Origin of the sequence: Nocardia huaxiensis (genome assembly GCF_013744875.1) — a bacterium.
Classification (GTDB): Bacteria; Actinomycetota; Actinomycetes; order Mycobacteriales; family Mycobacteriaceae; genus Nocardia; species Nocardia huaxiensis.
The window spans coordinates 2,932,538-2,953,749 of sequence record NZ_CP059399.1; the positions used below are offsets into that span (position 1 = coordinate 2,932,538).

23 protein-coding genes, 1 tRNA gene and 1 riboswitch are annotated in these 21,212 nt (G+C 66.1%); of the genes, 14 read left to right on the forward strand and 10 right to left on the reverse strand.

The genetic code is table 11. The features are described 5' to 3' along the window. Positions 1-103: 103 nt before the first annotated feature. Both H0264_RS13065 and H0264_RS13070 read right to left on the reverse strand, forming a co-directional pair. Positions 104-769: a YdcF family protein gene (locus tag H0264_RS13065; RefSeq protein ID WP_181584200.1), complete on the reverse strand. Its 666-nt coding sequence runs from the start codon at positions 767-769 to the stop codon at positions 104-106. An 11-nt stretch (positions 770-780) separates the two neighbouring features. Beyond that, complete coding sequence (locus H0264_RS13070) at positions 781-1,551, reverse strand: GntR family transcriptional regulator (protein ID WP_181584201.1); 771 nt, start codon at positions 1,549-1,551, stop codon at positions 781-783. Between the two features lie 170 nt (positions 1,552-1,721). Here H0264_RS13070 and H0264_RS13075 point away from each other — a divergent pair, with 170 nt between their 5' ends. Beyond that, positions 1,722-2,093 carry a hypothetical protein gene (locus H0264_RS13075; RefSeq protein ID WP_244976173.1) on the forward strand — a complete coding sequence of 124 codons (372 nt, stop codon included), beginning with the start codon at positions 1,722-1,724 and terminating at the stop codon, positions 2,091-2,093. Positions 2,094-2,199: 106 nt separating this feature from the next. Here H0264_RS13075 and H0264_RS13080 read toward each other — a convergent pair whose 3' ends face one another. The 4 genes from H0264_RS13080 to H0264_RS13095 all read right to left on the reverse strand — a co-directional run bounded on the left by H0264_RS13080 (position 2,200) and on the right by H0264_RS13095 (position 6,190). After that, positions 2,200-2,589, reverse strand: coding sequence for a hypothetical protein (locus H0264_RS13080; RefSeq protein WP_181584202.1), 390 nt, complete (start codon positions 2,587-2,589; stop codon positions 2,200-2,202). Positions 2,590-2,739: 150 nt separating this feature from the next. Then, positions 2,740-3,318 (reverse strand): hypothetical protein, encoded by a 579-nt coding sequence (locus H0264_RS13085; RefSeq protein WP_181584203.1) that lies wholly within the window; start codon positions 3,316-3,318, stop codon positions 2,740-2,742. A gap of 170 nt (positions 3,319-3,488) precedes the next feature. Continuing rightward, on the reverse strand, positions 3,489-4,718 hold the full coding sequence (locus tag H0264_RS13090) for an acyl-CoA dehydrogenase family protein (protein WP_181584204.1): 1,230 nt from the start codon (positions 4,716-4,718) through the stop codon (positions 3,489-3,491). Between the two features lie 77 nt (positions 4,719-4,795). Next, a complete protein-coding gene (locus H0264_RS13095) occupies positions 4,796-6,190 on the reverse strand; it encodes an acyl-CoA dehydrogenase family protein (RefSeq protein WP_181584205.1) in 1,395 nt (464 codons plus the stop codon). A 233-nt stretch (positions 6,191-6,423) separates the two neighbouring features. On the opposite strand from H0264_RS13095, the gene H0264_RS13100 reads away from it, so the two are divergent. Further along, on the forward strand, positions 6,424-6,711 hold the full coding sequence (locus tag H0264_RS13100) for a hypothetical protein (RefSeq protein ID WP_181584206.1): 288 nt from the start codon (positions 6,424-6,426) through the stop codon (positions 6,709-6,711). Positions 6,712-6,805: 94 nt separating this feature from the next. Then, a complete protein-coding gene (locus tag H0264_RS13105; RefSeq protein WP_181584207.1) occupies positions 6,806-8,236 on the forward strand; it encodes a glycosyltransferase family 39 protein in 1,431 nt (476 codons plus the stop codon). A gap of 13 nt (positions 8,237-8,249) precedes the next feature. On the opposite strand, the gene hisN is transcribed toward H0264_RS13105, so the two are convergent. From hisN to H0264_RS13125, 4 genes are all read right to left on the reverse strand, one after another. Beyond that, positions 8,250-9,035, reverse strand: coding sequence for a histidinol-phosphatase (gene hisN / locus H0264_RS13110; protein WP_181584208.1), 786 nt, complete (start codon positions 9,033-9,035; stop codon positions 8,250-8,252). A gap of 57 nt (positions 9,036-9,092) precedes the next feature. After that, positions 9,093-9,689 (reverse strand): NADPH-dependent FMN reductase, encoded by a 597-nt coding sequence (locus tag H0264_RS13115; protein ID WP_181584209.1) that lies wholly within the window; start codon positions 9,687-9,689, stop codon positions 9,093-9,095. Positions 9,690-10,068: 379 nt separating this feature from the next. Next, positions 10,069-10,419: a DUF732 domain-containing protein gene (locus H0264_RS13120; RefSeq protein ID WP_181584210.1), complete on the reverse strand. Its 351-nt coding sequence runs from the start codon at positions 10,417-10,419 to the stop codon at positions 10,069-10,071. Between the two features lie 175 nt (positions 10,420-10,594). Further along, on the reverse strand, positions 10,595-11,068 hold the full coding sequence (locus tag H0264_RS13125) for a DUF4189 domain-containing protein (protein ID WP_181584211.1): 474 nt from the start codon (positions 11,066-11,068) through the stop codon (positions 10,595-10,597). 136 nt (positions 11,069-11,204) lie between these two features. Here H0264_RS13125 and H0264_RS13130 point away from each other — a divergent pair, with 136 nt between their 5' ends. The 11 genes from H0264_RS13130 (at position 11,205) to smpB (ending at position 21,150) form a co-directional block, all read left to right on the forward strand. Next, positions 11,205-12,056 carry a helix-turn-helix domain-containing protein gene (locus H0264_RS13130; RefSeq protein ID WP_181584212.1) on the forward strand — a complete coding sequence of 284 codons (852 nt, stop codon included), beginning with the start codon at positions 11,205-11,207 and terminating at the stop codon, positions 12,054-12,056. A 245-nt stretch (positions 12,057-12,301) separates the two neighbouring features. Continuing rightward, a complete protein-coding gene (prfB, locus tag H0264_RS13135; RefSeq protein WP_181585513.1) occupies positions 12,302-13,426 on the forward strand; it encodes a peptide chain release factor 2 in 1,125 nt (374 codons plus the stop codon). Between the two features lie 6 nt (positions 13,427-13,432). Continuing rightward, entirely contained in the window at positions 13,433-14,290 is an 858-nt protein-coding gene (locus H0264_RS13140; protein WP_181584213.1) for a mechanosensitive ion channel family protein, read from the forward strand. Further along, positions 14,277-14,444, forward strand: a complete 168-nt coding sequence (locus H0264_RS13145) for an Rv3103c transmembrane domain-containing protein (protein WP_181586147.1) — start codon at positions 14,277-14,279, stop codon at positions 14,442-14,444. The genes H0264_RS13140 and H0264_RS13145 overlap by 14 nt, the downstream gene beginning before the upstream one ends. A gap of 57 nt (positions 14,445-14,501) precedes the next feature. Continuing rightward, positions 14,502-15,191 carry a cell division ATP-binding protein FtsE gene (ftsE, locus tag H0264_RS13150; RefSeq protein WP_181584214.1) on the forward strand — a complete coding sequence of 230 codons (690 nt, stop codon included), beginning with the start codon at positions 14,502-14,504 and terminating at the stop codon, positions 15,189-15,191. Continuing rightward, positions 15,191-16,096 (forward strand): permease-like cell division protein FtsX, encoded by a 906-nt coding sequence (ftsX, locus tag H0264_RS13155; RefSeq protein ID WP_181584215.1) that lies wholly within the window; start codon positions 15,191-15,193, stop codon positions 16,094-16,096. The genes ftsE and ftsX overlap by 1 nt, the downstream gene beginning before the upstream one ends. Positions 16,097-16,209: 113 nt before the next feature. Next, positions 16,210-18,480: a DNA helicase RecQ gene (gene recQ / locus H0264_RS13160; RefSeq protein ID WP_244976174.1), complete on the forward strand. Its 2,271-nt coding sequence runs from the start codon at positions 16,210-16,212 to the stop codon at positions 18,478-18,480. A 166-nt stretch (positions 18,481-18,646) separates the two neighbouring features. Continuing rightward, a tRNA-Glu gene (locus H0264_RS13165) sits at positions 18,647-18,719 on the forward strand. Between the two features lie 201 nt (positions 18,720-18,920). Then, positions 18,921-20,123 (forward strand): lipase family protein, encoded by a 1,203-nt coding sequence (locus tag H0264_RS13170; RefSeq protein WP_181584216.1) that lies wholly within the window; start codon positions 18,921-18,923, stop codon positions 20,121-20,123. A gap of 74 nt (positions 20,124-20,197) precedes the next feature. Further along, a riboswitch (guanidine-III (ykkC-III) riboswitch) is annotated at positions 20,198-20,263 on the forward strand. A gap of 10 nt (positions 20,264-20,273) precedes the next feature. Next, on the forward strand, positions 20,274-20,588 hold the full coding sequence (locus tag H0264_RS13175; RefSeq protein WP_181584217.1) for a DMT family transporter: 315 nt from the start codon (positions 20,274-20,276) through the stop codon (positions 20,586-20,588). A gap of 85 nt (positions 20,589-20,673) precedes the next feature. Then, positions 20,674-21,150, forward strand: a complete 477-nt coding sequence (gene smpB, locus H0264_RS13180) for an SsrA-binding protein SmpB (protein ID WP_181584218.1) — start codon at positions 20,674-20,676, stop codon at positions 21,148-21,150. The last annotated feature ends 62 nt before the right edge of the window (positions 21,151-21,212 follow it).

The following is a 21,212-nucleotide window of genomic DNA, read 5'->3' on the forward strand; positions in this document are numbered from 1 at the left end:
CCGGCCCGTTGTCCTTGATGTACACACTGTCGCCGCTCCGCCTGACACAGCACTGACACCACCCTGACACCCCCGCGCCACCGAGAAAGCCCTCGCCACAACCCTATTCAGCCAGCAGCCGACCGGTGAACCCAGCATCGACCAGGCGCCCGTACGCCGCCCGAACCTCCTCCGGCACAACCTGTTCCACAGCCCACCCCTTCGCCGGATACACCCACACCCGCTGGGTGTCACCCACCAACATGTTCACAACCCGATCCACATCCCCGATCCCGGCAACATACTCATCGAGCCCGAGCGGAAGCGACCCGCAAATCACATCCACCCCCGGCCACCGCTTCCGGCAAATCCCATAACCCCGCCGCTGCTGATACGGCCGAGAAATCAACATGACCGACTTGATCGAATCCGCAATCCCGAGGCCCTCCAACAGCGCCCGGCTGAAGTCGATGTTGTCTCCCGTGTTGGTAGCCAGGAGCTCGATCAGCACCGCATCCGCGGGTACCCCAAGCTCGAGAGCCCGCTCCCGAAAATGCACAGCCTCTCCGCGCGGAAACCGCTCCACCGTCGTAGGAGCATTCGCCCCGCTGAAAACTATCAGTGGCAGCATCCCCGCGTGATAGAGCTCGGCCGCATGGATGGCGACTCCGATGTCGTGCCCACCCAACCCGATCCCCACGTCAACCGCCCGCACCTCGTGATGCATCTGGTTGTACTCCCATAGGATTTCGACATCCGCGCGAAACTCCGCAGGCAACCGCGTCACCATCAGTCGGTCCCTCACTCCGGCAGCTTGAAGTCGTAAGTCCACGCGAATCGAGATCCCGCGTGGACGCCACGGGCGAACTCGATCAGCACATCGTTCGCCGTGTAGGTGCGTCGTTCGAGGACCATCACCGGTTCTCCGGCCGGAAGATCGAGGGTCGCAATCTCATCCGGCGTCGGCATGCGCGCGGAAAGCGACTCGGAAATGTGATCGGGTTCGTAGCCCTGCAGGGTCAGCACCGCAAACCCGCCACCTGGACCGGCTGGGCCTGGAGCCGCGTCTACGAGAGGCGTTCCCGCAACGTGCTGGGGAAGGTAGTAGCTGGTGAGGGTATGCGTCGGTTGGCCGGCATCGCGCACTGTCCGGGCACGCTCATACACGGGCGAACCGACTTCCAGCCCAAAGGCTTTCGATACCTCCGCATCTGCCTCGACCAACGCGACGGTCTGTGTCTGATCGGTCCGGTTCCACGAGCGGCCGGATGCTTCGCGGTCGGCGGCGAACGCGACGGTGTCTCCGTACTTCCACTTCTGTTTCGAGTACCGCTCGATGCCGAGCCTCCGCATCGGCGGCCGTTCGCGAACGACAGTGCCGCGCCGCCGGATCGGCGTCACGAGTCCTTCTGCTTCGAGTAATCCGATCGCCTGGCGGACAGTCTTGATGTTCACGCCGTAGCGTTCGGCCAGCTCGTCTTGTTTGGGCAGCGTAGAGCCGGGAAGGTGCTCGCCGCGCTCGATCGCCTCCCGCAGGCGCGCAGCCAGCCCCCGGTATCCGGTGATGCTCATCTGATACCTCCGCCTTCGTCTCGACGCTCCCCATAAGGCTAGCTGTACATATCGCACGCACCAGATAGGCCGAATAAAGCTGGTTGTAGCCACATCCTCTAGGCCCTATTCTTCAATAGAGCTACCTTTATTTATGGTGTTGATCTCCGTCGGATGCGAGAGGATCCGAGATGGGCTGGCGCACAAGGCTCGCGGAGTTTCCGGGTGGATGTTTCCTGCCGGTGAGGGGCGAGATGCGTTACAGGCCAACGGCACTGGGCTATATCCGAACCGACGTATCCGGGATCGGGCAACTCTGGGACGAATCCCAGATCCGTGCGCTTGCCAGGCGTCTGGGCTACGACTTTGCCGGCGTTGTTGTCTACGACCCGACATGTGGTCGGCCGCCCTTGGCGCGATTGAAAGTTCAGGTGACCCTCCTCGATGCAGAAGCCGTCATCGTGCCCGGTGTCGAGCATTTCGAGGGTGGGCAAGTGCCTGGATCGCTTGTGGCGCGGGCGGATGTGATCACCTGCCACCCGGAGGAAACCTTCACGCGATAGACCTCGTCCGGTGTTGCTGTCGTTGGGGGTGGCCGCGGCGAGGATGGTGGCGGAGAACGCGAAAAGCCGGTGCGAGCTGGAGCTCACACCGGCTTTTCGCGGTGGGTTACGCGGCGTCGAGGGCCGCGATGATCTTGTGGGCCATGGCGGTTACGGCGGGGGTGGGCTGGCCCTTGGTGTAGAGGGCGGCATCCACGGCGGTTGTGATGATGGTGCGGAAGTTGTCGGCCTCGGCGGGGTCCTGGGTCTGCAGCAGGGTCATGGCGGCGGTGAGGGCCGGGAGGACCTGGTCGGCGAGTTCGGCGGTGTTCTTGCCGGGGAGGTGGATGTCGCGGGACTTGGCGGCGAGGACGTGGCCGGACAGGCCGGTGGCGGAGGTGAGGGCGATGGAGGCCTGGGAGATGCCCTTGGCGCCGGCGGAGGCGAGGAGGGAGACCGCGCCGTAGGCGGCGGTGCGGAGGGTGCTGTTGTCCTGGGCGGTGAGGGTGGCGGACATGGTGTGCTCCTTCGAAGCGGTGATGTTCGGTCCGGAACCCCTGTGGTTCCGGGCCGTTCGGCTTGATGAACACACTGTCGCCGGGTTGGCTGACATGGGACTGACACCGCCCTGACGGTCCGCTGACACGGGTTTGCCAGTGGTGACCGATCAGTTGTGGCAGGTGTCCTGATCGGAGTAGAGGAGCAGCGCGGTCACGGTCTGGCTGCCCTTGCCGCTCTGGGTGATTCCCATGAATCCGTAGTGGAATCCCGGCTGGTCGGGGACGGCGGCGGAACTCCAGTTCACGCCCAGACGCAGGGTGGGGTAGGCGTCGCGGACCTGGTCGACGGTGGAGCCGATCTTGATTCCCTCAGGGGTTCGGACCTGCGCCGACTTGTCCGGGAACAGGGCGACGACCTTGCCGTCGTTGAGATATCCGTTGCCGGTGGACCAGAACCGGAAACCGGCGCATCCGACCATGGTGCCGCCGTCGTCGAGTATGCCGCGCGGCTTGCCGTTGTTCCGGGCGGTTTCTTCGGTCCAGTCGGCGCCGAGGTCGAGGCCGCGGTAGCCGGTCGGACCGAGGATTTCGGTCTCGGACGTGGCCGGGCTCAGCGGCTGCATGGCCGCGAGCGGATCCCGTTCCGCCGCAGGGGATTCGGAGACGCTGTCACTGCCGCAGGCCGTGAGCCCGGTGATGAGGGCGACAGCGGCCAAGGTGGCGCCGATGGTCTGCTTGATGCGCATGAGGGTTCCTCGCGGTCGGGCGTCGAGCCCCCGGCTCGATCGTTATCTGTCGGCGTTGATCATGTTCGGCCGACCTTGCGGAACGCCCAACGACCGCTTAAGAACGAATCCCGGAACGAGAACCGGCGCGGACCTCGAAAGGTCCGCGCCGGTTTCCGTTGTGCCAGTGCTTACTTCAGCTTGTCCGAGGACAGCCCCAGGACGCGGCGGGCCACGATGAGCTGCTGGATCTGCTGGGTGCCCTCGAAGATGTCCAGAATCTTCGAGTCGCGGCCCCACTTCTCCAGCAGGGTGCGCTGGGAGTAGCCGGTGGCGCCGGCTAGCTCGACGGCCTTCAGCGTCACATCGGTGCCCATGCGGCCGGCCTTGGCCTTGGACATGGACGCCTCGAGGGAGTTCGGCTTCTTGTTGTCGGCCATCCAGGCGGCGCGCAGCGAGAGCAGGTAGGCCGACTCGTAATCGGCTTCCATGCGCAGGAATTCGGCGGCGGCGGCGTGCTGGTTGTTGGCCGGCTTGTCGTAGCTGATCTCGACGCCCGCGTCCTCGAGGACCTTGCGGAGCTCTTCGAGGGCGGCGCGACCGACACCGACGGCCATGGCGGCCACGAGGGGACGGGTGTTGTCGAACGTCTGCATGACGCCCGCGAAACCCTTCTCCACGTTGACTTCCGGCGAACCGAGGATGTTGTCCTTCGGAATCCGGCAGTCCTCGAAGCGGATCTCCGCGGTGTCGGACGCCTTGATGCCGAGCTTGTGCTCGAGGCGGGACACGGTGAGGCCCTTGGCATCCCGCGGCACCACGAACGACTTGATGGCCGCGCGACCCAGCGAGCGGTCCACGGACGCCCACACCACGATGTGGGTGGCGCGGGAACCGGCCGTCACGAAGATCTTGGTGCCGTTGAGGACCCACTCGTCACCGTCGAGGGTGGCGGTGGCGGTGACGGCGGCCGAGTCGGAACCGAAGGACGGTTCGGTGATGGCCATGGCGGCCCACACCTTGCCGAAACGCTTCAGCTGCTCGTCGGTGGCGACCGCGGCGATGGCGGCGTTGCCCAGACCCTGGTAGGGGATCGACAGCATGAGGCCGACGTCGCCCCACGAGGTCTCCAGCGCGTTCATCAGCGCGGACATATTGCCGCCGTTGGTGTTTCCGAGCAGCTCGGTGGCGTGGGCGTCGCCCTCACCCTCGACCTGACGGCCACCGGTGGCGCCGGAAACCTGCTCGGTGCCCGAGTCGGACAGGCCCTCGACCATGGCGGCCATGGTGTCCAGCTCGACCGGGTACTCGTGCTCGGCGAGGTCGTACTTGCGCGACGCCGGGCGGAAGATCTCGGCGGCGACCTGGTGGGCCTGGTTGGCGCTGGCCCGCAGCTTCTTGGGGAGTTCGAGATTGATCATGAGTGGTCTCTCCGTTGAGGATTCGTCCAGCGCCGCGTAGCGGCTCGATACAAGGGTGGCGGCGGGGACGAGGCGGGCTAGATGAGGACGATGCCTTCGGCGACGCCGACGGCGCGGAGATCGCGGTACCAGCGCTCGACCGGGTGCTCCTTGGTGAAGCCGTGGCCACCCAGCAGCTGCACGCCGTCGAGACCGATCTGCATGCCCTTGTCGGTGGCCAGCTTCTTGGCCAGCGCCGCCTCGCGAGCGAACGACAGCCCCTGCTCCGCGCGTGACGCACCCCGCAGAGTCACGAGACGAAGACCATCCAGCTCGATGGCCATATTGGCGACCATGAAGGCGACCGCCTGACGATGCGCGATCGGCTCGCCGAACGCCTCGCGCTCCTTCACATACGGAATCACGTAGTCCAGCACGGCCTGACCGGTGCCGACCGCCAGCGACGCCCAGCCCAGGCGGGCCAGCCGCACGGCGTCGGCGTAATCCTCGGCGCGCTGCGCGACCTCGGCATCGCCCAGGATCGCGTTGGTGGAGACCGCGACATTGTTCAGCAGCAGGCGGCCCAGACCGGCGGCCCGCAGACCCATCGACGGATCCGCCTCGATCACAACACCTTCGGTGTCGGCCTCGACGATGAAGAACGCCGGACGACCATCCAGCTCGGCGGCGACGATGAACAGCTCGGCGTCACCGGCGGCCGGAACCAGGCTCTTCACGCCATTGAGGCGGTAGCCCGACGGCGAACGAGTGGCCTTGGTCTTCAGCGCGAACGGATCGAACAGCGCCTGCGGCTCGGCGATGACGACCGCCGACTGCGGCACGTTCTCGCCGGTGTAGGCGCCCAGGTAGGTCTTCTGCTGCGCGTCGGTGCCCCACTGCGACAGCGCGACCGCGACACCGCTCGGCGCCAGGATCGGCAGCGCCAGGCCCATGTCGCCGTGCGCCAGCGCCTCGGCGACCAGCGAGTTGGTGACCGCGCCGCGCTCGGAGGCGGCACCCTCGAGCTCCTCCGGCACATTGATCAGGGTGATGCCGAGCTCGGCCGCGCGCTCCAGCAGATCACGCGGAGCCTTGGCGGCATTGTCGGCGTCGTAGGCGGCCGGGCGCAGGATCTCACCGGCGAACTCGCGGACCGTCTCGACGATCATCTGCTGCTCGTCGGTCGGAGTCAGGTCGAAGTAGTCCTTCTTACGGGACTCGTTGGCGGGCAGCCGCTTCGGCGCTCCACCACCGGAGACCTTCTCGAACGCGCGGGTGGCGGCGCCGAGCGTGCGGAAACCGGTCTTCGTGCCCTCGTACGTAAGCCGCTCGATGGGCTTGCGCAGGTTGTACTTCTCCGCGAGTTCCGACCCCGTGATGGTCGTCATGACCCGCATCGCCGTGCCCATCCAGTCGCGCTTGACCGGGTTCAGGCCAACAGCGGAAGTATCCGGACGTCGCTTCTTTGCGGTGTCTCGAGTGCTCATAATCACCAGTTTTCTTGAGAGTGGAGGGTGATCCTGCCCAGCAATCTTACTCCTGAGTAAGACTATCTTACTCCAGAGTAAGAACAACCGTCGAGGGTTGTCGAATCGGCAGGTGGAGGCGGTGGTTTGCGAAGGCGGGCGGAGTTGTCGGGAAATAGTGAAACAAACATCCTTCAAACGGGTGGCGAGTGGGCTACCGTGGCGCGCACCAATGTCCCCCATAAGGAAGGCCCTGTCATATGAGAACGCTGGTGGGTACGACCGGCGCGATCGCGATCGCCCTGTGCCTCACGGCCGGACCGAGTTCGGCCGAAGGCATCCCCCTGGAAACCGTCGCCGGTAGCGGCTCCGGCACCCAGTCCGAAACCGAAGCCGGCATGGAAACCGGCTCCGGCAACAGCTCGCCGGGGGAAGCGGAAACCTCCGTCGGCCTCGGCTCCGTGAACGTCGGCTCGAGCAGCAAGGACGGCCCGTTCCTCGACTTCGGCTCGGTCCGCGTCGGCAATTCGGGCTCGGCCCTCAGATAGAACGACACCGGCGCCGGGGTCCGCAGACCCGCGCCGGATACACCAGTGGGGGAGAAACCACCCGCCGTTCACCGAAATCTGTCACTGTGACGGAATGTACTGGGTAGCGGGGGTTTTCGCGGCGGTACTGCTGACGGTGTCGAACCGGTACGGATACCACCGGGACGAACTGTATTTCCTCGCGGCGGGGCGGCATCCGGACTGGGGGTACGCGGATCAACCGCCGCTGGTGCCGTTGATCGCACGGGGGATCTCGGTCATCGACTCGCAATCGCTGGTGCTGCTGCGGATTCCGGCCATCCTCGCGGCCGTCGCCGTCGTGGTGTGCGCGGGGCTCATGGCGCGGGAACTGGGTGCGGGACGGGTCGGACAGGCGCTGGCGGCCGCGTTCGTGGCCTCCGCCGCGCTGCTCATGGCCGCCGGGCATCTGCTCGGCACCACCGTGTTCGATCTGGCGTTCTGGTCCGGCATCGTGCTGCTCGTACTGCGGCTGCTGCGGCCCGAGACCGATCCGCGCTGGTGGCTGGGGGTCGGCGTGCTGGCCGGGCTGAGCCTGCAGAACAAGGCCCTGTCCGCGGTGCCGATCGCGGTGCTCGCGGTGACGCTGGCGGCCATCGGACCGCGAAAGATATTCGCCACCAGATACTTTCCGCTCGCGGTCGGTATCGCGGCGGTGATCGCGCTGCCGTATGTGCTGTGGCAGGCCCGAAACGACTGGCCGCAATGGGAACTCGGCCGGGCCATCGCGGGCGGATCCTCCGGCACCTCGGATACGCCACTGACCTTCGTACTGCTGCAATTCGGGCTGATGGGCCCATTCCTGGTGCCGCTGTGGATATTCGGGCTCTGGTGGCTGTGGCGGCAGCGACGGTATCGTGCCCTTCCGCTCACCTATCTCGTGCTGTTGCTGCTGTACACGGTGTCGAGCGGCAAGGCGTACTACCTCGGCGGCATGTATCCGCTACTGCTGGCCGCGGCGGCCGCCGGGGTGGAGCCGATGCTCGAAGGCCGCCGAATGCGCACGGCCGCAGTGGTATCGGTGACGGCGGTCAATGCTGTCGCCGGAGCCGCGCTGTTCCTGCCGATCATCCCGGTCACTTCGGTGCGCGATACAGCCGTGCTCGAAATCAATTACGACGCGGGCGAAACCATCGGCTGGCCGGAGTTCGTCGACCAGATCGCCGAGATCCGCATGCGGGCGGGCCCGAATGCCGAACTCCTGACCGCGAATTACGGTGAGGCCGGAGCGATCGAACGCTATGGCGCACTGCACCGGCTACCCACTCCGCACAGCGGCCACAACTCCTACTGGTGGTGGGGCCCACCGCAAGACGCCCGCCCCGCCCTGCTCATCGGCTTCGGCGTGGATCGGGCGCTGGAGCTCTGTCCGCAGATCGAACAGGTCGGCCGCATCGACAATGGCCTCGGCATCGACAACGAGGAACAGGGCGGACTCGTCTACCTGTGCCGCGCTCCCCGCGCGGGCTGGGCCGAAATGTGGCCCAGCCTCAGGCGTTTCGGGTGAACGCGGCCCGGTGTCAGGCCGCCAGCGCCGCCAGCACCTGATCCTGCAGATGCCCGTTGGTGGCGACGGCACTGCCGCCGTGCGGTCCGGGGTTGCCGTCGAGCGAGGTGAACGTGCCGCCCGCCTCCCGGATGAGAATGTCGAGCGCGGCCATATCCCACAGGGACAGTTCGGGTTCGGTGCAAATGTCGACCGCGCCCTCCGCCAGCAGGCAGTAGCCGAAGAAGTCGCCGTACCCGCGCACCCGCCACACCTCGTCGGTGAGCACGAGCAGCTTCTCCCGCCGGCCCAGCGCCCGCCACCCGGACAGGCTGGAGATCGCCAGACTGGAGGCCCCCAGCTCCGCCACCGCCGACACCGAAATCGCTTTGGGCTCACCCTTTTCGAAGGTCGACCAGGCGCCCGCGCCGGAAGCCGCCCACCAGCGCCGGGACAGCGCCGGAGCGCTCACCACGCCAACCACCGGAACCCCGTCGACCAGCAGCGAGATGAGCGACGCCCACACCGGCACCCCGCGCACGAAATTCTTGGTGCCGTCGATGGGATCGATCACCCACTGCCGTCCGCTGAACTCGGCATCCCCGCCGAACTCCTCACCGAGCACCAGATCACCCGGCCGCTCCGCGGTCAGGATCTCCCGCAGCGCCCGCTCCACGGCCAGATCCGCATCCGACACCGGCGTCAGATCCGGCTTGGCATCCACCTTCAGATCGAGTGCGCCGAACCGCTCACGCGTAATGGCGTCGGCGGCATCGGCCAGTCGCAGGGCCAGGGCGAGGTCATCGGAGTAGACGGTCACCGGGGACACGTTAGTGCCTGAATGTGACCGTCGCGCGTCGGCCGCAAACTTCCCGCATCACGCCGAAGCGGACAATTCGCGCGCCCCGGCCACCGCCCTCGCCCACCAGTGCATCTGATCCAGCATCGACTTGGCCGCATACTCGAAGTCCGCGGGCTCCAGCAGCGTCCCATCCGCCCCGAACAGCTGGTAATACTTCGGCAGCGACACATAATCCCGCACCGCGTGCGCATTCATCTCCGCGAAGATCTGCCGCAGATGCTCGATGGCGAACATCCCCCCGCTCTTCCCGCTGTACCCCACGAACCCGACCACCTTGCGATCCCATTCGTCCCAATGCCAGTCGATAGCGCTCTTCAACGAAGCCGGGTAACTCCGATTGATATCCGGCGTCACGATGACAACCGCATCGGCCGCCGCCACCCGCCGGGTCAAATCCCCCATGCTCTCGTGCCGCTCCGGATTCGGCTCCATGAGCAACGGCACCGCCGGCAACGGCACCGGCACCGTGTAATCCGCCAGATCGATCACATCCACCTCGAACCCGCCGTGCTTGCGTGCCTCGCCGGCGAACCAGCTCGCCACGGTTGGTCCGAACCGCCCCTCCCGCACACTTCCGATGATCACTGCCAGCCGCAGAGTCCTACTGCTCATTGCCGTCTCCTTCGAGAGTTCCACCCGGCCGTTCGGCCGCTGGAACCGACTCTGCCGCCCGCCCGAATCGCTAGGGAGACCACGCTGAGAGTGGTAGTGACAGGGCCACCCTGAGCAGCGCTGGGAGCCCGCGATGGCAAGGCCCTCGGTAGCCGCGAGACCTACCTCAGTCCTCACTCCACACGGATTCGATCGCAGCGGAAAGGAATTCGTCGAGGTCCTGGTCCTCGTCATCGACCGGCTCACACGGAGGGCGAACGGTGATCTGCTTGCGCATGCCAATCATGATGCCGAGTCGGTGTGAGGTCGGAGTTCGATTGCGGAAGGCATTTCGAGTGTGGGAAACCCTCAGATAATCGAGGGTTTCCCACTGGTGGGATCAGCTGATGGGGGCGTTCTTGAACTCGGGGCACAGGTAGTAGGCCGCGTCGACCGTCAGGTCGATGGAGGCGTCCTCGGTGAGGCCGCGATCGTGCAGGGTGACGGCCGCGTCGACCATGGTGCCGCCGTTGCGGAGCACGCCGCAGGCGGCGTACCCCTCGGTGAGCAGGTCGTTTTCGCTGTCGACGGTGTAGCCGTCGTCGCGCGCCTGCTGCAGGAAGGTGCGCTCGTTCTGGGTGCGGGCCTGGCCGGAGCCGGAGGAGCCGGTGTCGAAGGGACCGGCGTTCGCCGCACCCATCCCGAGGAGCGGGATGATGGCAATCAGCGATGCGGCTGCGAATTTACGCATGGGGAGGGTGTTTCTTTCTCTCATGTGATTGTTCGATGCGGCACACGGGCAGGCAACGAACTGGTTTGAAAACACCCCGACCCCCAATTCCCTCCCCGTAGCAGCGCGGGTAACACTACCGTCGAACGGTGACAAACTCCCACACGAGAGTCGTAGTGGCAGGCGAGGATTGGTGCTATCCGGCGTTCGAGGTGCAGATTGTGTCGAGTACCGTCGGCGCCTGCACGATCTGACCCGAACCGGCATTCATTACCGGATTGTTCGTGAGAATTCGGTTCGCTCCGTCCAGTGCGCTCTGCTGCGCGGCGGTAGCGGTCGGTCCCTTGCCGAACCAATAGATCGGCCTGACCTCGTTGTTGACGAGGATATTGCCCTGTATCAGCCCCTGCACCGCCGCGCCGCACTCGTTCTGAATGGACAACACGACGGTGCACCGTGAATTGCGCTGCTGGCAGGCCTCGATCGCGGCCTGATTCGCCGCCTCCTGCGTCGGATAGTCCACCGCCACACCGAATCCGGACGCACCGTGGATCCCGTTGTCGCTGTGCTCGGCTATCGCCCCGTACAGATCCCCGGACGCCTGCGCCGTTCCGGCTCCCGCAGCGATCAGCGCCGGGATCGCCAACGCGATCATCCCCATCCGAAACATGAAGCTCTCCCCTCGAAGTTCGTCCTGAGGGTAAACCAGATCCGCAGCTCGAGACCGCCGAGCAGGACGAGTTTCTCGCGCAGAGTGGTAGTGACAGGGCCACTCTCGGGCGGTCGGCCGCTGTTACGTTCGAATGGTGAGTGACAACGAGTTGGGGCTGTTTCTGCGGACGCGGCGGGAAGCGGTGACGCCTGCGGCGGTGGGGTTGCCGACCGGGCCGCGGCGGCGGACTCCCGGACTGCGGCGGTCGGAGTTGGCCATGCTCGCCGGGGTGAGTGTGGAGTATTTGACGCGGCTGGAGCAGGGGCGGGATCGGCATCCTTCGGCGGAGGTGCTGTCGTCGCTCGGGGATGCGTTGCGGCTCAGTTCGAGTGAGCGCATTCACCTGTATCAATTGCAGAAGACCGGTACCGGATTCCACTGCATGGGTGGTGCGCAGCCGAATCGTGAAGTGCGACCGGCGGTTCGGGCGGTGCTGGATCGGCTCGGGCCCGCGCCGGCGGCGGTGTTCAATCGGCTGCACGAGGTCTTGGCCTGCACCGAGGGTTATGAGCGGGTGATGGCTCCGGTGGGGTTGCTCGATGCCGGGCTGCCGGCCAATTTCGCGCGGTTCGTCTTCACCGATGAGCGGGCCCGCACCGTCTTCGCGGACTGGGACCATATGGCCGATCAGGTGGTCGCGGCGCTGAAATCCGGGCCCTTCCGAACCGACGCGGCGGTCGCGGCGCTGGCCGACGAACTCGCGGTCACCGCCGGGCTGGCCTTCACCGATCGCGTGCTGTCCATCCCGGGATTCATCGGATCGTCCGGGGTCGACCGGCTCGCGCATCCGGAAGCGGGGGAGCTGCGGCTGGGCTACGAGCGCCTGGACCTGTCCGCCGACGATGACCAGCACATCATGGTCTACCTCCCGGCCGACGAGGCCACGGCGGCCGCGCTCGACGGTCTGCTCGGCCGCCGCCCGGGCGGTCTGCGCGCCATCGGGTGAGGCTGATCTCGTTGGCGTGGAAGCCGATTGGAGGCGTACCCTCGCGATCATGAACGGTTATGCGAACGGCCATCCGGCCCAGTCCCATAAGAGTGGTGTGTTCGAGCACGCCTGAAGAGCGCTCGCCCCCGATTCCGTTCCTCCGGTGTCGTGCACCGGTCGTCACACAGGTCCTACTTGACGCTTCGCCGCGCCCAGTCATCTGTGTTTCATCACCAAACCGAGGAACGGTAGCCTTGACCATCGTGCATCCTGACGTATCAGCCGATCTTGCCGAGCTCGACACCACTCTGAAGACCATCGAGTCGGTGCTCGACATCGAAGAGCTCGCTCGTCGTATCGACGAGCTCGAGCAGCAGGCGGCCGATCCGGAACTCTGGAACAACCAAGAGCACGCGCAGAGCGTCACCAGTGAGTTGTCGCATGCGCAGAGTGAACTGCGTCGCGTCCGCGACCTGCGGCAGCGGCTGGAAGATCTGCCGGTGCTGTACGAGCTCGCCGAAGCGGAGGAGGGCGAGGACCGCACGGCCGCGCTCGCCGATGCCGACGCCGAGCGCGCCACGCTGCACAGCGACGTGGAGGCCATGGAGGTCCGCACCCTGCTGTCGGGCGAATACGACAAGCGTGAGGCGCTGGTCAATATCCGCTCCGGCGCGGGCGGCGTGGACGCGGCGGACTGGGCGCAGATGCTCATGCGCATGTACGTGCGCTGGGCCGAGCGGCACAAGTACCCCGTCGAGATCTACGACACCTCCTACGCGGAAGAGGCCGGCATCAAGTCGGCGACCTTCGCGGTGAAGTCGCCGTACGCCTACGGCACGCTGTCGGTCGAGATGGGCACGCACCGTCTCGTGCGCATCAGCCCGTTCGACAATCAGGGCCGCCGCCAGACCTCCTTCGCGGAGGTCGAGGTGCTGCCCGTGGTCGAGACCACCGACCACATCGACATCAACGAGAACGAGGTGCGCGTCGACGTGTACCGCTCCTCGGGTCCGGGTGGCCAGTCGGTCAACACCACCGACTCCGCGGTGCGCCTGACGCACATTCCGACCGGCATCGTCGTCACCTGCCAGAACGAGAAATCCCAACTCCAGAACAAGATTTCGGCCATGCGCGTGCTGCAGGCCAAGCTGCTCGAGCGCAAGCGGCAGGAGGAGCGCGCCCAGATGGACGCCCTCAAGACCACCGAGGGCGCGTCGTGGGGCAACCAGATGCGCTCGTACGTCCTGCACCCGTATCAGATGGTCAAGGATCTGCGCACGGCCTACGAGGTGAACAACCCTTCGGCCGTGCTCGACGGCGACATTGATGGTTTCATCGAGAGCGGCATCCGCTGGCGTATGCGGGAGCAGCAGACAACCCAGGGGTAAATCAGGATGAATTCGTATCTCGCCGCAAGCACCGGAGCCGATTTCACCAACTGGATCCGGTCGAGTGGTCTCGAGATCGTTCTGCTGATCGTCGGCGTGATGCTGTTCAGTCGCGCCGTAACCTTTGTGCGAGACCGGATTACGCGCAAGATCGACGCCGGCTTCCGCTCCAGTGACTCGCTGGTGCGGTCGGAGGCGGCCAAGCATCGGCACGCGCTGGCTCAGGTGATCACGTGGGTGGTGCTCTCCATCACGTACTTCCTGGTCGGTCTGGAAGTGTTGAAGCGCTTGGGATTTGAGCTCGGTGGCCTGATTGCGCCCGCGGCCGTTCTGGGCGCCGCGCTCGGTTTCGGCGCGCAGCGCATTGTGCAGGACCTTCTGGCCGGATTCTTCCTGATCACCGAAAGGCAGTACGGCTACGGCGATGTCGTGCGCATCGCCGTCACTGGATCTGCCAATGACGCTGAAGGTACGGTCGAGGACGTCACGTTGCGCATCACGACTCTGCGTAGCGCTGATGGCGAAGTCATCACGGTACCGAACGGTCAGATCGTGAAAGTCATTAATCTGTCGAAGGATTGGGCACGCGCGGCCATCGATGTCCCCGTGCCGGCGACGGCTGACATCAACAAGGTCAACGAGATCCTGCACGATGTGGGCGCCAAGGCATTCGCGGATCGCAAGCTGAAGTCGCTACTGCTGGACGAGCCCACCGTCATGGGTGTCGAAGATCTCACCGTCAACCAGATGAACATCAAGATGGTGGCCCGGACGCTGCCGGGCAAACAGTTCGAAGTCGGGCGTGAGCTGCGCGTGCGAGTCGCCGCAGCGCTCCGCCGGGAGGGTATAAGTGAAAACACGTAGGTCCACGGCGATCCTGCTCACCGTATGGGTCGCCACGTTCGTGCTGTACCTGTTCGTCAAGCCCGAAACCCCTCAGACAACGGGCTATTCGCCCATCATGAACACCATGCTCAGCAACTACCTACCGGATGAGGAAAACCCTCAGCAACGTTGACAAGTCCCCTGCGCGGCGCGCGGGCGCGGCGAGACCAAACCGTTACACTGGCAACTCGTGATCAGTCTGCGGAACGTCACCAAGTCGTACAAGACCTCGACGAGACCCGCCCTGGACAACGTCTCCGTGGAGATCGGCAAAGGCGAATTCGTCTTCATCATCGGGCCTTCCGGGTCCGGGAAGTCGACATTCATGCAGCTGCTGCTCAAGGGAGAGAAGCCGAGCGCGGGTGAGGTCTGGGTCTCCGACTTCCGGGTCGACAAGCTGCCGGGGCACAGGGTGCCCAAGCTGCGCCAGCGCATCGGCTGCGTCTTCCAGGACTTCCGGCTGCTGCAGCAGAAGACCGTCGAACAGAACGTCGCCTTCGCGCTGGAGGTGATCGGCAAATCGCGGGCATTCATCGACCGCGCGGTCCCGGAGGCGCTCGACATGGTCGGGCTCGCCGGCAAGGCCGACCGGCTGCCCGGCGAACTGTCCGGCGGTGAACAGCAGCGCGTGGCGCTGGCCCGCGCCTTCGTGAACCGGCCGCTGGTGCTGCTCGCCGACGAGCCCACCGGCAACCTCGACCCGGATACCAGTCAGGACATCATGACGTTGCTGGAACGCGTGAACCGCACCGGAACCACGGTGGTCATGGCCACCCACGACAACACCATCGTCGACGCCATGCGCCGGCGCGTGATCGAACTCGATCGCGGCCGCGTGGTGCGCGACGAGGAGATGGGCGTCTACGGGGTGGGCCGGTAATGCGCGCGGGATTCCTCTTCGGCGAGATCTTCACCGGTCTGCGCCGCAATGTGACCATGACCCTGGCCATGATCCTCACGACCGCCGTATCGCTGACCATGCTCGGCGGCGGGCTGCTCATGGTGCGGCTGGCCGACAAGATCCAGACGTATTACGAAGAGCGCGTGTCCGTTCGGCTGTACCTGGACCCCGACGCCACCCAGACGGACATGGACTGCACGCAGGATCCGTGCAAAACCCTGATGGCCAAACTGAAGTCGAATCCGGCCGTGGTGAACGTGCAGTTCGTCAACAGCCAGGATTCGCTGAAGGAGGTCCGCGAGCGCATCTTCAAGGACGAGCCGGCGCTGGCCGAGGAGGTCAGCAAGGAGGCGCTGCCGTCGGTGCTGCTGGTCAAGCTCAACGATGTCACCAAGTACCGGGCCATCTACGACGAGTTCAAGAAGGAACCCGGCGTGTGGGAGGTGCTCAACGACGTCGACATCGTGGATCGGCTGGTCGGCTTCTTCGTGGGCGTGCGCAATGCGGCCTTCGGGCTCGCGGCATTGCAGGCGCTGGCCGCACTCCTGTTGATCGCCAATATGGTTCAGGTGGCGGCGCTCGCGCGCAAGACCGAGGTCGGCATCATGCGACTGGTCGGCGCCACACGGTGGTACACACAGCTGCCGTTCCTGCTGGAGGCGGTGATCGCCGCGCTGGTGGGTTCGGTGCTCGCGGTGGTCGGATTGTTCATCGCGCGGCCGCTGGTGATCAACAAGGCGCTGGGCAGTCTGGCGAATGATCAGGTGCTGCCCAAGATCTCGGTCGACGACCTGGCGACCGTGGCGCTCGTCATCACACCGGTGGGTGTCGTCTTCGCGGCGATCGCGGCCTATGTCGCATTGCGGATCTATGTGCCCGAGTGAAATCGGTTGCCCCTGTTCACCTCTGGCGTTCAGTCGACACGCCGGGGGTGGGCAGGGGTGCGAAGCCGCGCGACGCGCCGCCGGTGTCGGCGGGTATCCGTAGGATTGCGGCCGTGAGTGCACCGGAGGTCGAGACAGCTGTCGGCAACGAGTCCGCGAGAGGCGGAATCGATGCGGCGCACGAGGTGCTACGGCGGGTCTTCGGTTACGACAGTTTCCGCGGCCCGCAGCGCGACATCGTGGAGCAGGTGATCTCCGGTGGAGATGCACTGGTGCTCATGCCCACCGGTGGCGGCAAGTCGCTGTGCTATCAGATTCCGTCGCTGGTGCGGCCCGGCGTGGGTGTGGTGATCTCGCCGCTCATCGCGCTCATGCAGGACCAGGTGGACGCGCTGAACGCGCTCGGTGTGCGGGCCGGATTCCTGAACTCGACCCAGTTCCCGGACGAACGGCGCACGGTGGAGGCGCAATTCGCGGCCGGCGAGCTGGATCTGCTCTACCTCGCGCCGGAACGGTTGCGGCTGGAGTCCACCGCGCAGCTGCTGGATCGCGGCAAGATCGCGCTGTTCGCCATCGACGAGGCGCACTGTGTATCGCAGTGGGGCCACGACTTCCGGCCCGATTACCTGGCCCTGTCCGTGCTGCACGAACGCTGGCCGGACGTGCCGCGCATCGCGCTGACGGCCACGGCCACCGCGGCGACCCGCAAGGAGATCGCCGAGCGGCTGGATCTCACGCAGGCCAAACACTTCGTGGCCAGCTTCGACCGGCCCAATATCCAGTACCGGATCGAGGCCAAGAACCGGCCCGAGCATCAGCTGCTGGCGTTCATCCGCAACGAGCATGCCGGGGACGCGGGCATCGTCTACTGCCTGTCGCGCAATTCGGTGGAGAAGACCGCCGCGTTCCTGAGCGCCAATGGCGTTGCGGCCGTGCCGTATCACGCCGGGCTGGACAATCGCACCCGCGCGGAGAACCAGGCGCGTTTTTTGCGCGAGGACGGCCTCGTGGTGGTCGCCACCATCGCCTTCGGCATGGGTATCGACAAACCGGATGTGCGTTTCGTCGCCCATCTGGATCTGCCCAAATCGGTCGAGGGGTACTACCAGGAGACCGGCCGCGCCGGGCGTGACGGCCAATCCTCCACGGCCTGGATGGTCTACGGCCTGAGCGACGTTGTGCAGCAACGCAAAATGATCGACAACTCCGACGGTGACGCCATGCACCGCCGGCAGTTGCAGCTGCATCTGGACGCCATGCTGGCGCTGTGCGAAACCGTCGAATGCCGGCGCACCCAGCTGCTCGCCTACTTCGGTCAGAACGGCACGGCCTGCGGCAACTGCGACACCTGCCTCAATGCCCCCGAATCCTGGGACGGCACCGTCGCGGCGCAGAAGTTGCTGTCCACCGTGCTGCGCCTGAAACGCGAACGCGGCCAGAGCTTCGGTGCGGGCCACATCGTCGACATCTTGATCGGCAAGCGAAACCCCAAGGTGGAGCAGCACTCCCACCACGAGCTGAAAACCTTCGGCGTCGGCACCGAACTCCGCGACATCGAATGGCGCGGCGTGGTCCGCCAGCTTCTGGCCCAGGGCCTGCTGGCCGTGCACGGCGACTACGGCGTCCTCACCCTCACCGAATCCTCCAACGAGGTCCTCTTCGACGGCCGCCAGGTCAAACTCCGCCGCGAAGCCGAACGCGCCAAGGCGGCCCGAACCCCCAAGCCCGCCAAGGCATCCCGCCTCGCCGCCGCGGACCTCACCCCCGCCGACGCCGACCTCTTCGAAAAGCTCCGCGCCTGGCGCGCCGCCACCGCCAAGGAACAGGGCGTCCCCGCCTACGTCATCTTCCACGACGCCACCCTCCGCGAAATCGCCGCCCGCAAACCGGCCTCGCTCGCCGACCTCGGCGGCATCTCCGGCATCGGCGAGAACAAGCGCGCCAAGTACGGCGAGGGCGTCCTGGAGGTCGTCGCGGGCGCGGGCGGTTCACCGGCGGCGCAACCCCCCTCCGGCGCAACGGTAAAGAGCTCGGACGGCGTGGGATCGGCCGGCGCGGCCCCCCGTGCGGCGAGTTCGATGCGCGCCGAGAGCGGGGCGGGAGCGCGCACGCCCACCCGCACGGGGACAAGCTCTCGTTTCGATGCCGCGGCCGATCCGGCTGCCCGGCCGGTCGCGCGCGGTGCGGCGGGCGGCGGTTCGGGTGCGGGCTCGGTACGCGAAATCGATTCGGCCGGACCGGCTTCGCGTGGTGGCGGCGTGCGCGCGAATGCCGCACCCGCTCGGCCCACCGGCTGGAGTGGCGGAGCATCCGCGGCCGATGAGATCCCGTGGCCGGACGAGGCTCCGCCGGACTTCGATGAGCTGCCGCCGGACTACGCGTGAGGTGAGCTGGGCCGCGGGCGCGTGGGTGGCCCCGAATAGGTGTCCGAGGCAGCCGTGCGGCTCGAAGTGATCTCCGCGGGCCTGTCAGCAGCGGATTTGGTTGCTGGACGGTTGGCACGTTAAGCTTTCGGGGCTGCCGCGGTCCACGGATCGCAGCGAGCGACCTGGTCCCGTCGTCTAGCGGCCTAGGACGCCGCCCTCTCAAGGCGGTAGCGCGGGTTCAAATCCCGTCGGGACTACTGTGAAGCCCCTCAACCGATTCGGTTGGGGGGCTTCTTCGTTGTGTGATGCCGAATGCGCTGGTGCGCAAGGGATACTGTCGCGTCGGCAACAGTCGCTCGGCGCGCCGAATCGGCATGAGCAGCGACACCATGGCAAATGTCGCAAATGTCCGTGTTCTGACTGTGAAACCGGCTGGACCACCCATAAGGTCGGACTCCATGTCACGTCGGATGATTCGCTCCATGATTGCCGCGGTCGCGATCGCGGCCGGGCTCACCTCCATGCCGCAGGGCCACGCCGATCCCGGAACACCGCCGCTGCCGGGGCAGGATCCGTTCTACACGCAACCCGAATCGCTGCGTGGCGCGCGCATGGGTCAGATCGTCGACAGCCGACCCATCACGCTCACCGGCGTCTCCACGCAGGCGCCGGTGACGGCGTGGCAGGTCAAGTACGTCAGCCAGGACACCAAGGGCAAGTCATGGACGACCATGGCCACGGTCATCCGGCCGAGCGGGCAGACCGGCGCGCCGAAGCTGGTGTCCTTCCAGCCCTGGATCGACGCCCTCGACACCCGCTGCAATCCGTCCTATCAGCTGCGCGCCGGCGTGCCCTACCTGGCGAGCACCGGCATGATCGCGGAGAACGGCAACCTCGCCACCTTCCTCGACCACGGCTTCACCGTCGTCGTCCCCGACTACCTCGGCCCCGAAAACCAGTTCGCCGCAGGCTATGTCGAAGGTCGCAACACCCTCGACGGCATTCGCGCCGCCCTGAACTTCGAGCCCGCCGGACTGGACGGCGCGAACACTCCGGTGGCCCTGTTCGGCTACTCCGGCGGTGCGCGCGGCACCGAGTTCGCCGCCGAACTCGCCGCGGACTACGCGCCCGAACTGCGCATCGTCGGCTCGGCCGCCGGTGGCCTGCCGGCCGATATGGGCAAGTCCGCCGAGATCATGAACGGCGGCCCGTTCGGCGGCATCAACTTCTCCTCGGCCTACGGTCTGGCCCGCGCCTACCCCGAACTGAACATCCCGGCCATGTTCACCGATCCGGGTCTGGAGCCCGCGCTCTCGGGCATGTGCCAGACCCAGATCCTGGCGAGCTACCCGTTCACGCCCATGCAGTCCAAGACCGTCGACGGTATGTGGCCGCTCGGCGAGCCCGAGGTCGCGGCCGTGCTGGACACTTTGAAGGCCGGTCGCTACGGCACTCCGAACGCGCCGGTGTACCTCTTCATGGCCGACCATGATCAGATCGCGGTCACCGAGCGCGCCCGCGACCTGGTGGCCGATTACCGCGGTCGCGGCGTCGACATCACCTATGTCGAGTACCCGGGCACCGAGCACGTCACCGCCGAATCCGCCGGCTCCCCGGCCGCCATCGCCTGGGTCGCCGACCGCTTGAACGCCGCGAACTGACGCGCCGCCGCCCGGTGGAGGCCAATATCACCGCCGGGCGGTTTGCCCGAGTAACCGGGTATTTGCGATGGTGGAAGTGGTTCCTCGACGGAACCCCGGACGAGGGAGCCGTACCCGGCGAGCGACAAGACGGACTCTGTGGAGGCTGTCATGTATTGGCTGGTTCTCGTGGTCAGCGGTGTTCTCGAAGCCGTTTGGGCCACCGCGCTCGACAAATCCGAAGGTTTCTCCAAGCTCGTCCCGACCGCTGTCTTCGCCGTCGCGCTCGCGGCCAGCATGGGCGGACTCTCCTATGCCATGCGCGGCCTGCCCGTCGGCACCGCGTACGCGGTGTGGGTCGGCATCGGCGCGGTGCTGACCGTCGCCTACGCCATGGCCACCGGCGGTGAATCCGTCAGCGCGCTGAAGCTCGTGTTCCTCGGCGGCATCGTCGTGTGCGTGGTGGGACTGAAGGTCCTGCACTGACCGATTCCGGAGATGCCCCGCGTGGTCGCGGAATATTCGCTTGTCCCCGCCCATTAATGTTGACCGTTATGAAGGCAGGGTCCCAATGAAAGAAAAGGGCCGCAAGGTCATCGCCACGAACCGCAAGGCGCGGCACCTGTACTCGATCCTGGACACCTACGAGGCCGGGATCGCGCTGGTGGGCACCGAGGTGAAGAGCCTGCGCGAAGGCAAGGCGTCGCTGGTCGACGCCTACGCCACCATCGACGACGGCGAGGTCTGGCTGCGTGGCCTGCACGTTCCCGAGTACGGCCACGGCACCTGGACCAATCACGCCCCGCGTCGCACCCGCAAACTGCTGCTGCACCGGCGCGAGATCGACAAGCTCACCGGCAAGACCAAGGAGTCGAGCCTGACTCTCGTGCCGCTGTCCATGTACTTCTCGGACGGCAAGGTCAAGGTCGAACTGGCGCTGGCCAAGGGCAAGCAGGACTACGACAAGCGCCAGGACCTGGCCCGACGCACCACCGAGCGCGAGATCACCCGCGAGCTCGGTCGCCGTATCAAGGGCATGCGCGGTTAATGGGATGATCCGGCGTTTGACCGGTGTTAGTATGGGTTGCCCGGTGCGAGCCGGGTGATTCA

Bases quoted from the DNA above. Each gene is read 5' to 3' on its own strand.
- H0264_RS13065 (WP_181584200.1), bottom strand. From the start codon at position 769: ATGGTGACGCGGTTGCCTGCGGAGTTTCGCGCGGATGTCGAAATCCTA.
- H0264_RS13070 (WP_181584201.1), bottom strand. From the start codon at position 1,551: ATGAGCATCACCGGATACCGGGGGCTGGCTGCGCGCCTGCGGGAGGCG.
- H0264_RS13075 (WP_244976173.1), top strand. From the start codon at position 1,722: ATGGGCTGGCGCACAAGGCTCGCGGAGTTTCCGGGTGGATGTTTCCTG.
- H0264_RS13080 (WP_181584202.1), bottom strand. From the start codon at position 2,589: ATGTCCGCCACCCTCACCGCCCAGGACAACAGCACCCTCCGCACCGCC.
- H0264_RS13085 (WP_181584203.1), bottom strand. From the start codon at position 3,318: ATGCGCATCAAGCAGACCATCGGCGCCACCTTGGCCGCTGTCGCCCTC.
- H0264_RS13090 (WP_181584204.1), bottom strand. From the start codon at position 4,718: ATGATCAATCTCGAACTCCCCAAGAAGCTGCGGGCCAGCGCCAACCAG.
- H0264_RS13100 (WP_181584206.1), top strand. From the start codon at position 6,424: ATGAGAACGCTGGTGGGTACGACCGGCGCGATCGCGATCGCCCTGTGC.
- H0264_RS13105 (WP_181584207.1), top strand. From the start codon at position 6,806: ATGTACTGGGTAGCGGGGGTTTTCGCGGCGGTACTGCTGACGGTGTCG.
- H0264_RS13115 (WP_181584209.1), bottom strand. From the start codon at position 9,689: ATGAGCAGTAGGACTCTGCGGCTGGCAGTGATCATCGGAAGTGTGCGG.
- H0264_RS13120 (WP_181584210.1), bottom strand. From the start codon at position 10,419: ATGCGTAAATTCGCAGCCGCATCGCTGATTGCCATCATCCCGCTCCTC.
- H0264_RS13125 (WP_181584211.1), bottom strand. From the start codon at position 11,068: ATGTTTCGGATGGGGATGATCGCGTTGGCGATCCCGGCGCTGATCGCT.
- H0264_RS13140 (WP_181584213.1), top strand. From the start codon at position 13,433: ATGAATTCGTATCTCGCCGCAAGCACCGGAGCCGATTTCACCAACTGG.
- ftsX (WP_181584215.1), top strand. From the start codon at position 15,191: ATGCGCGCGGGATTCCTCTTCGGCGAGATCTTCACCGGTCTGCGCCGC.
- H0264_RS13170 (WP_181584216.1), top strand. From the start codon at position 18,921: ATGTCACGTCGGATGATTCGCTCCATGATTGCCGCGGTCGCGATCGCG.
- H0264_RS13175 (WP_181584217.1), top strand. From the start codon at position 20,274: ATGTATTGGCTGGTTCTCGTGGTCAGCGGTGTTCTCGAAGCCGTTTGG.
- smpB (WP_181584218.1), top strand. From the start codon at position 20,674: ATGAAAGAAAAGGGCCGCAAGGTCATCGCCACGAACCGCAAGGCGCGG.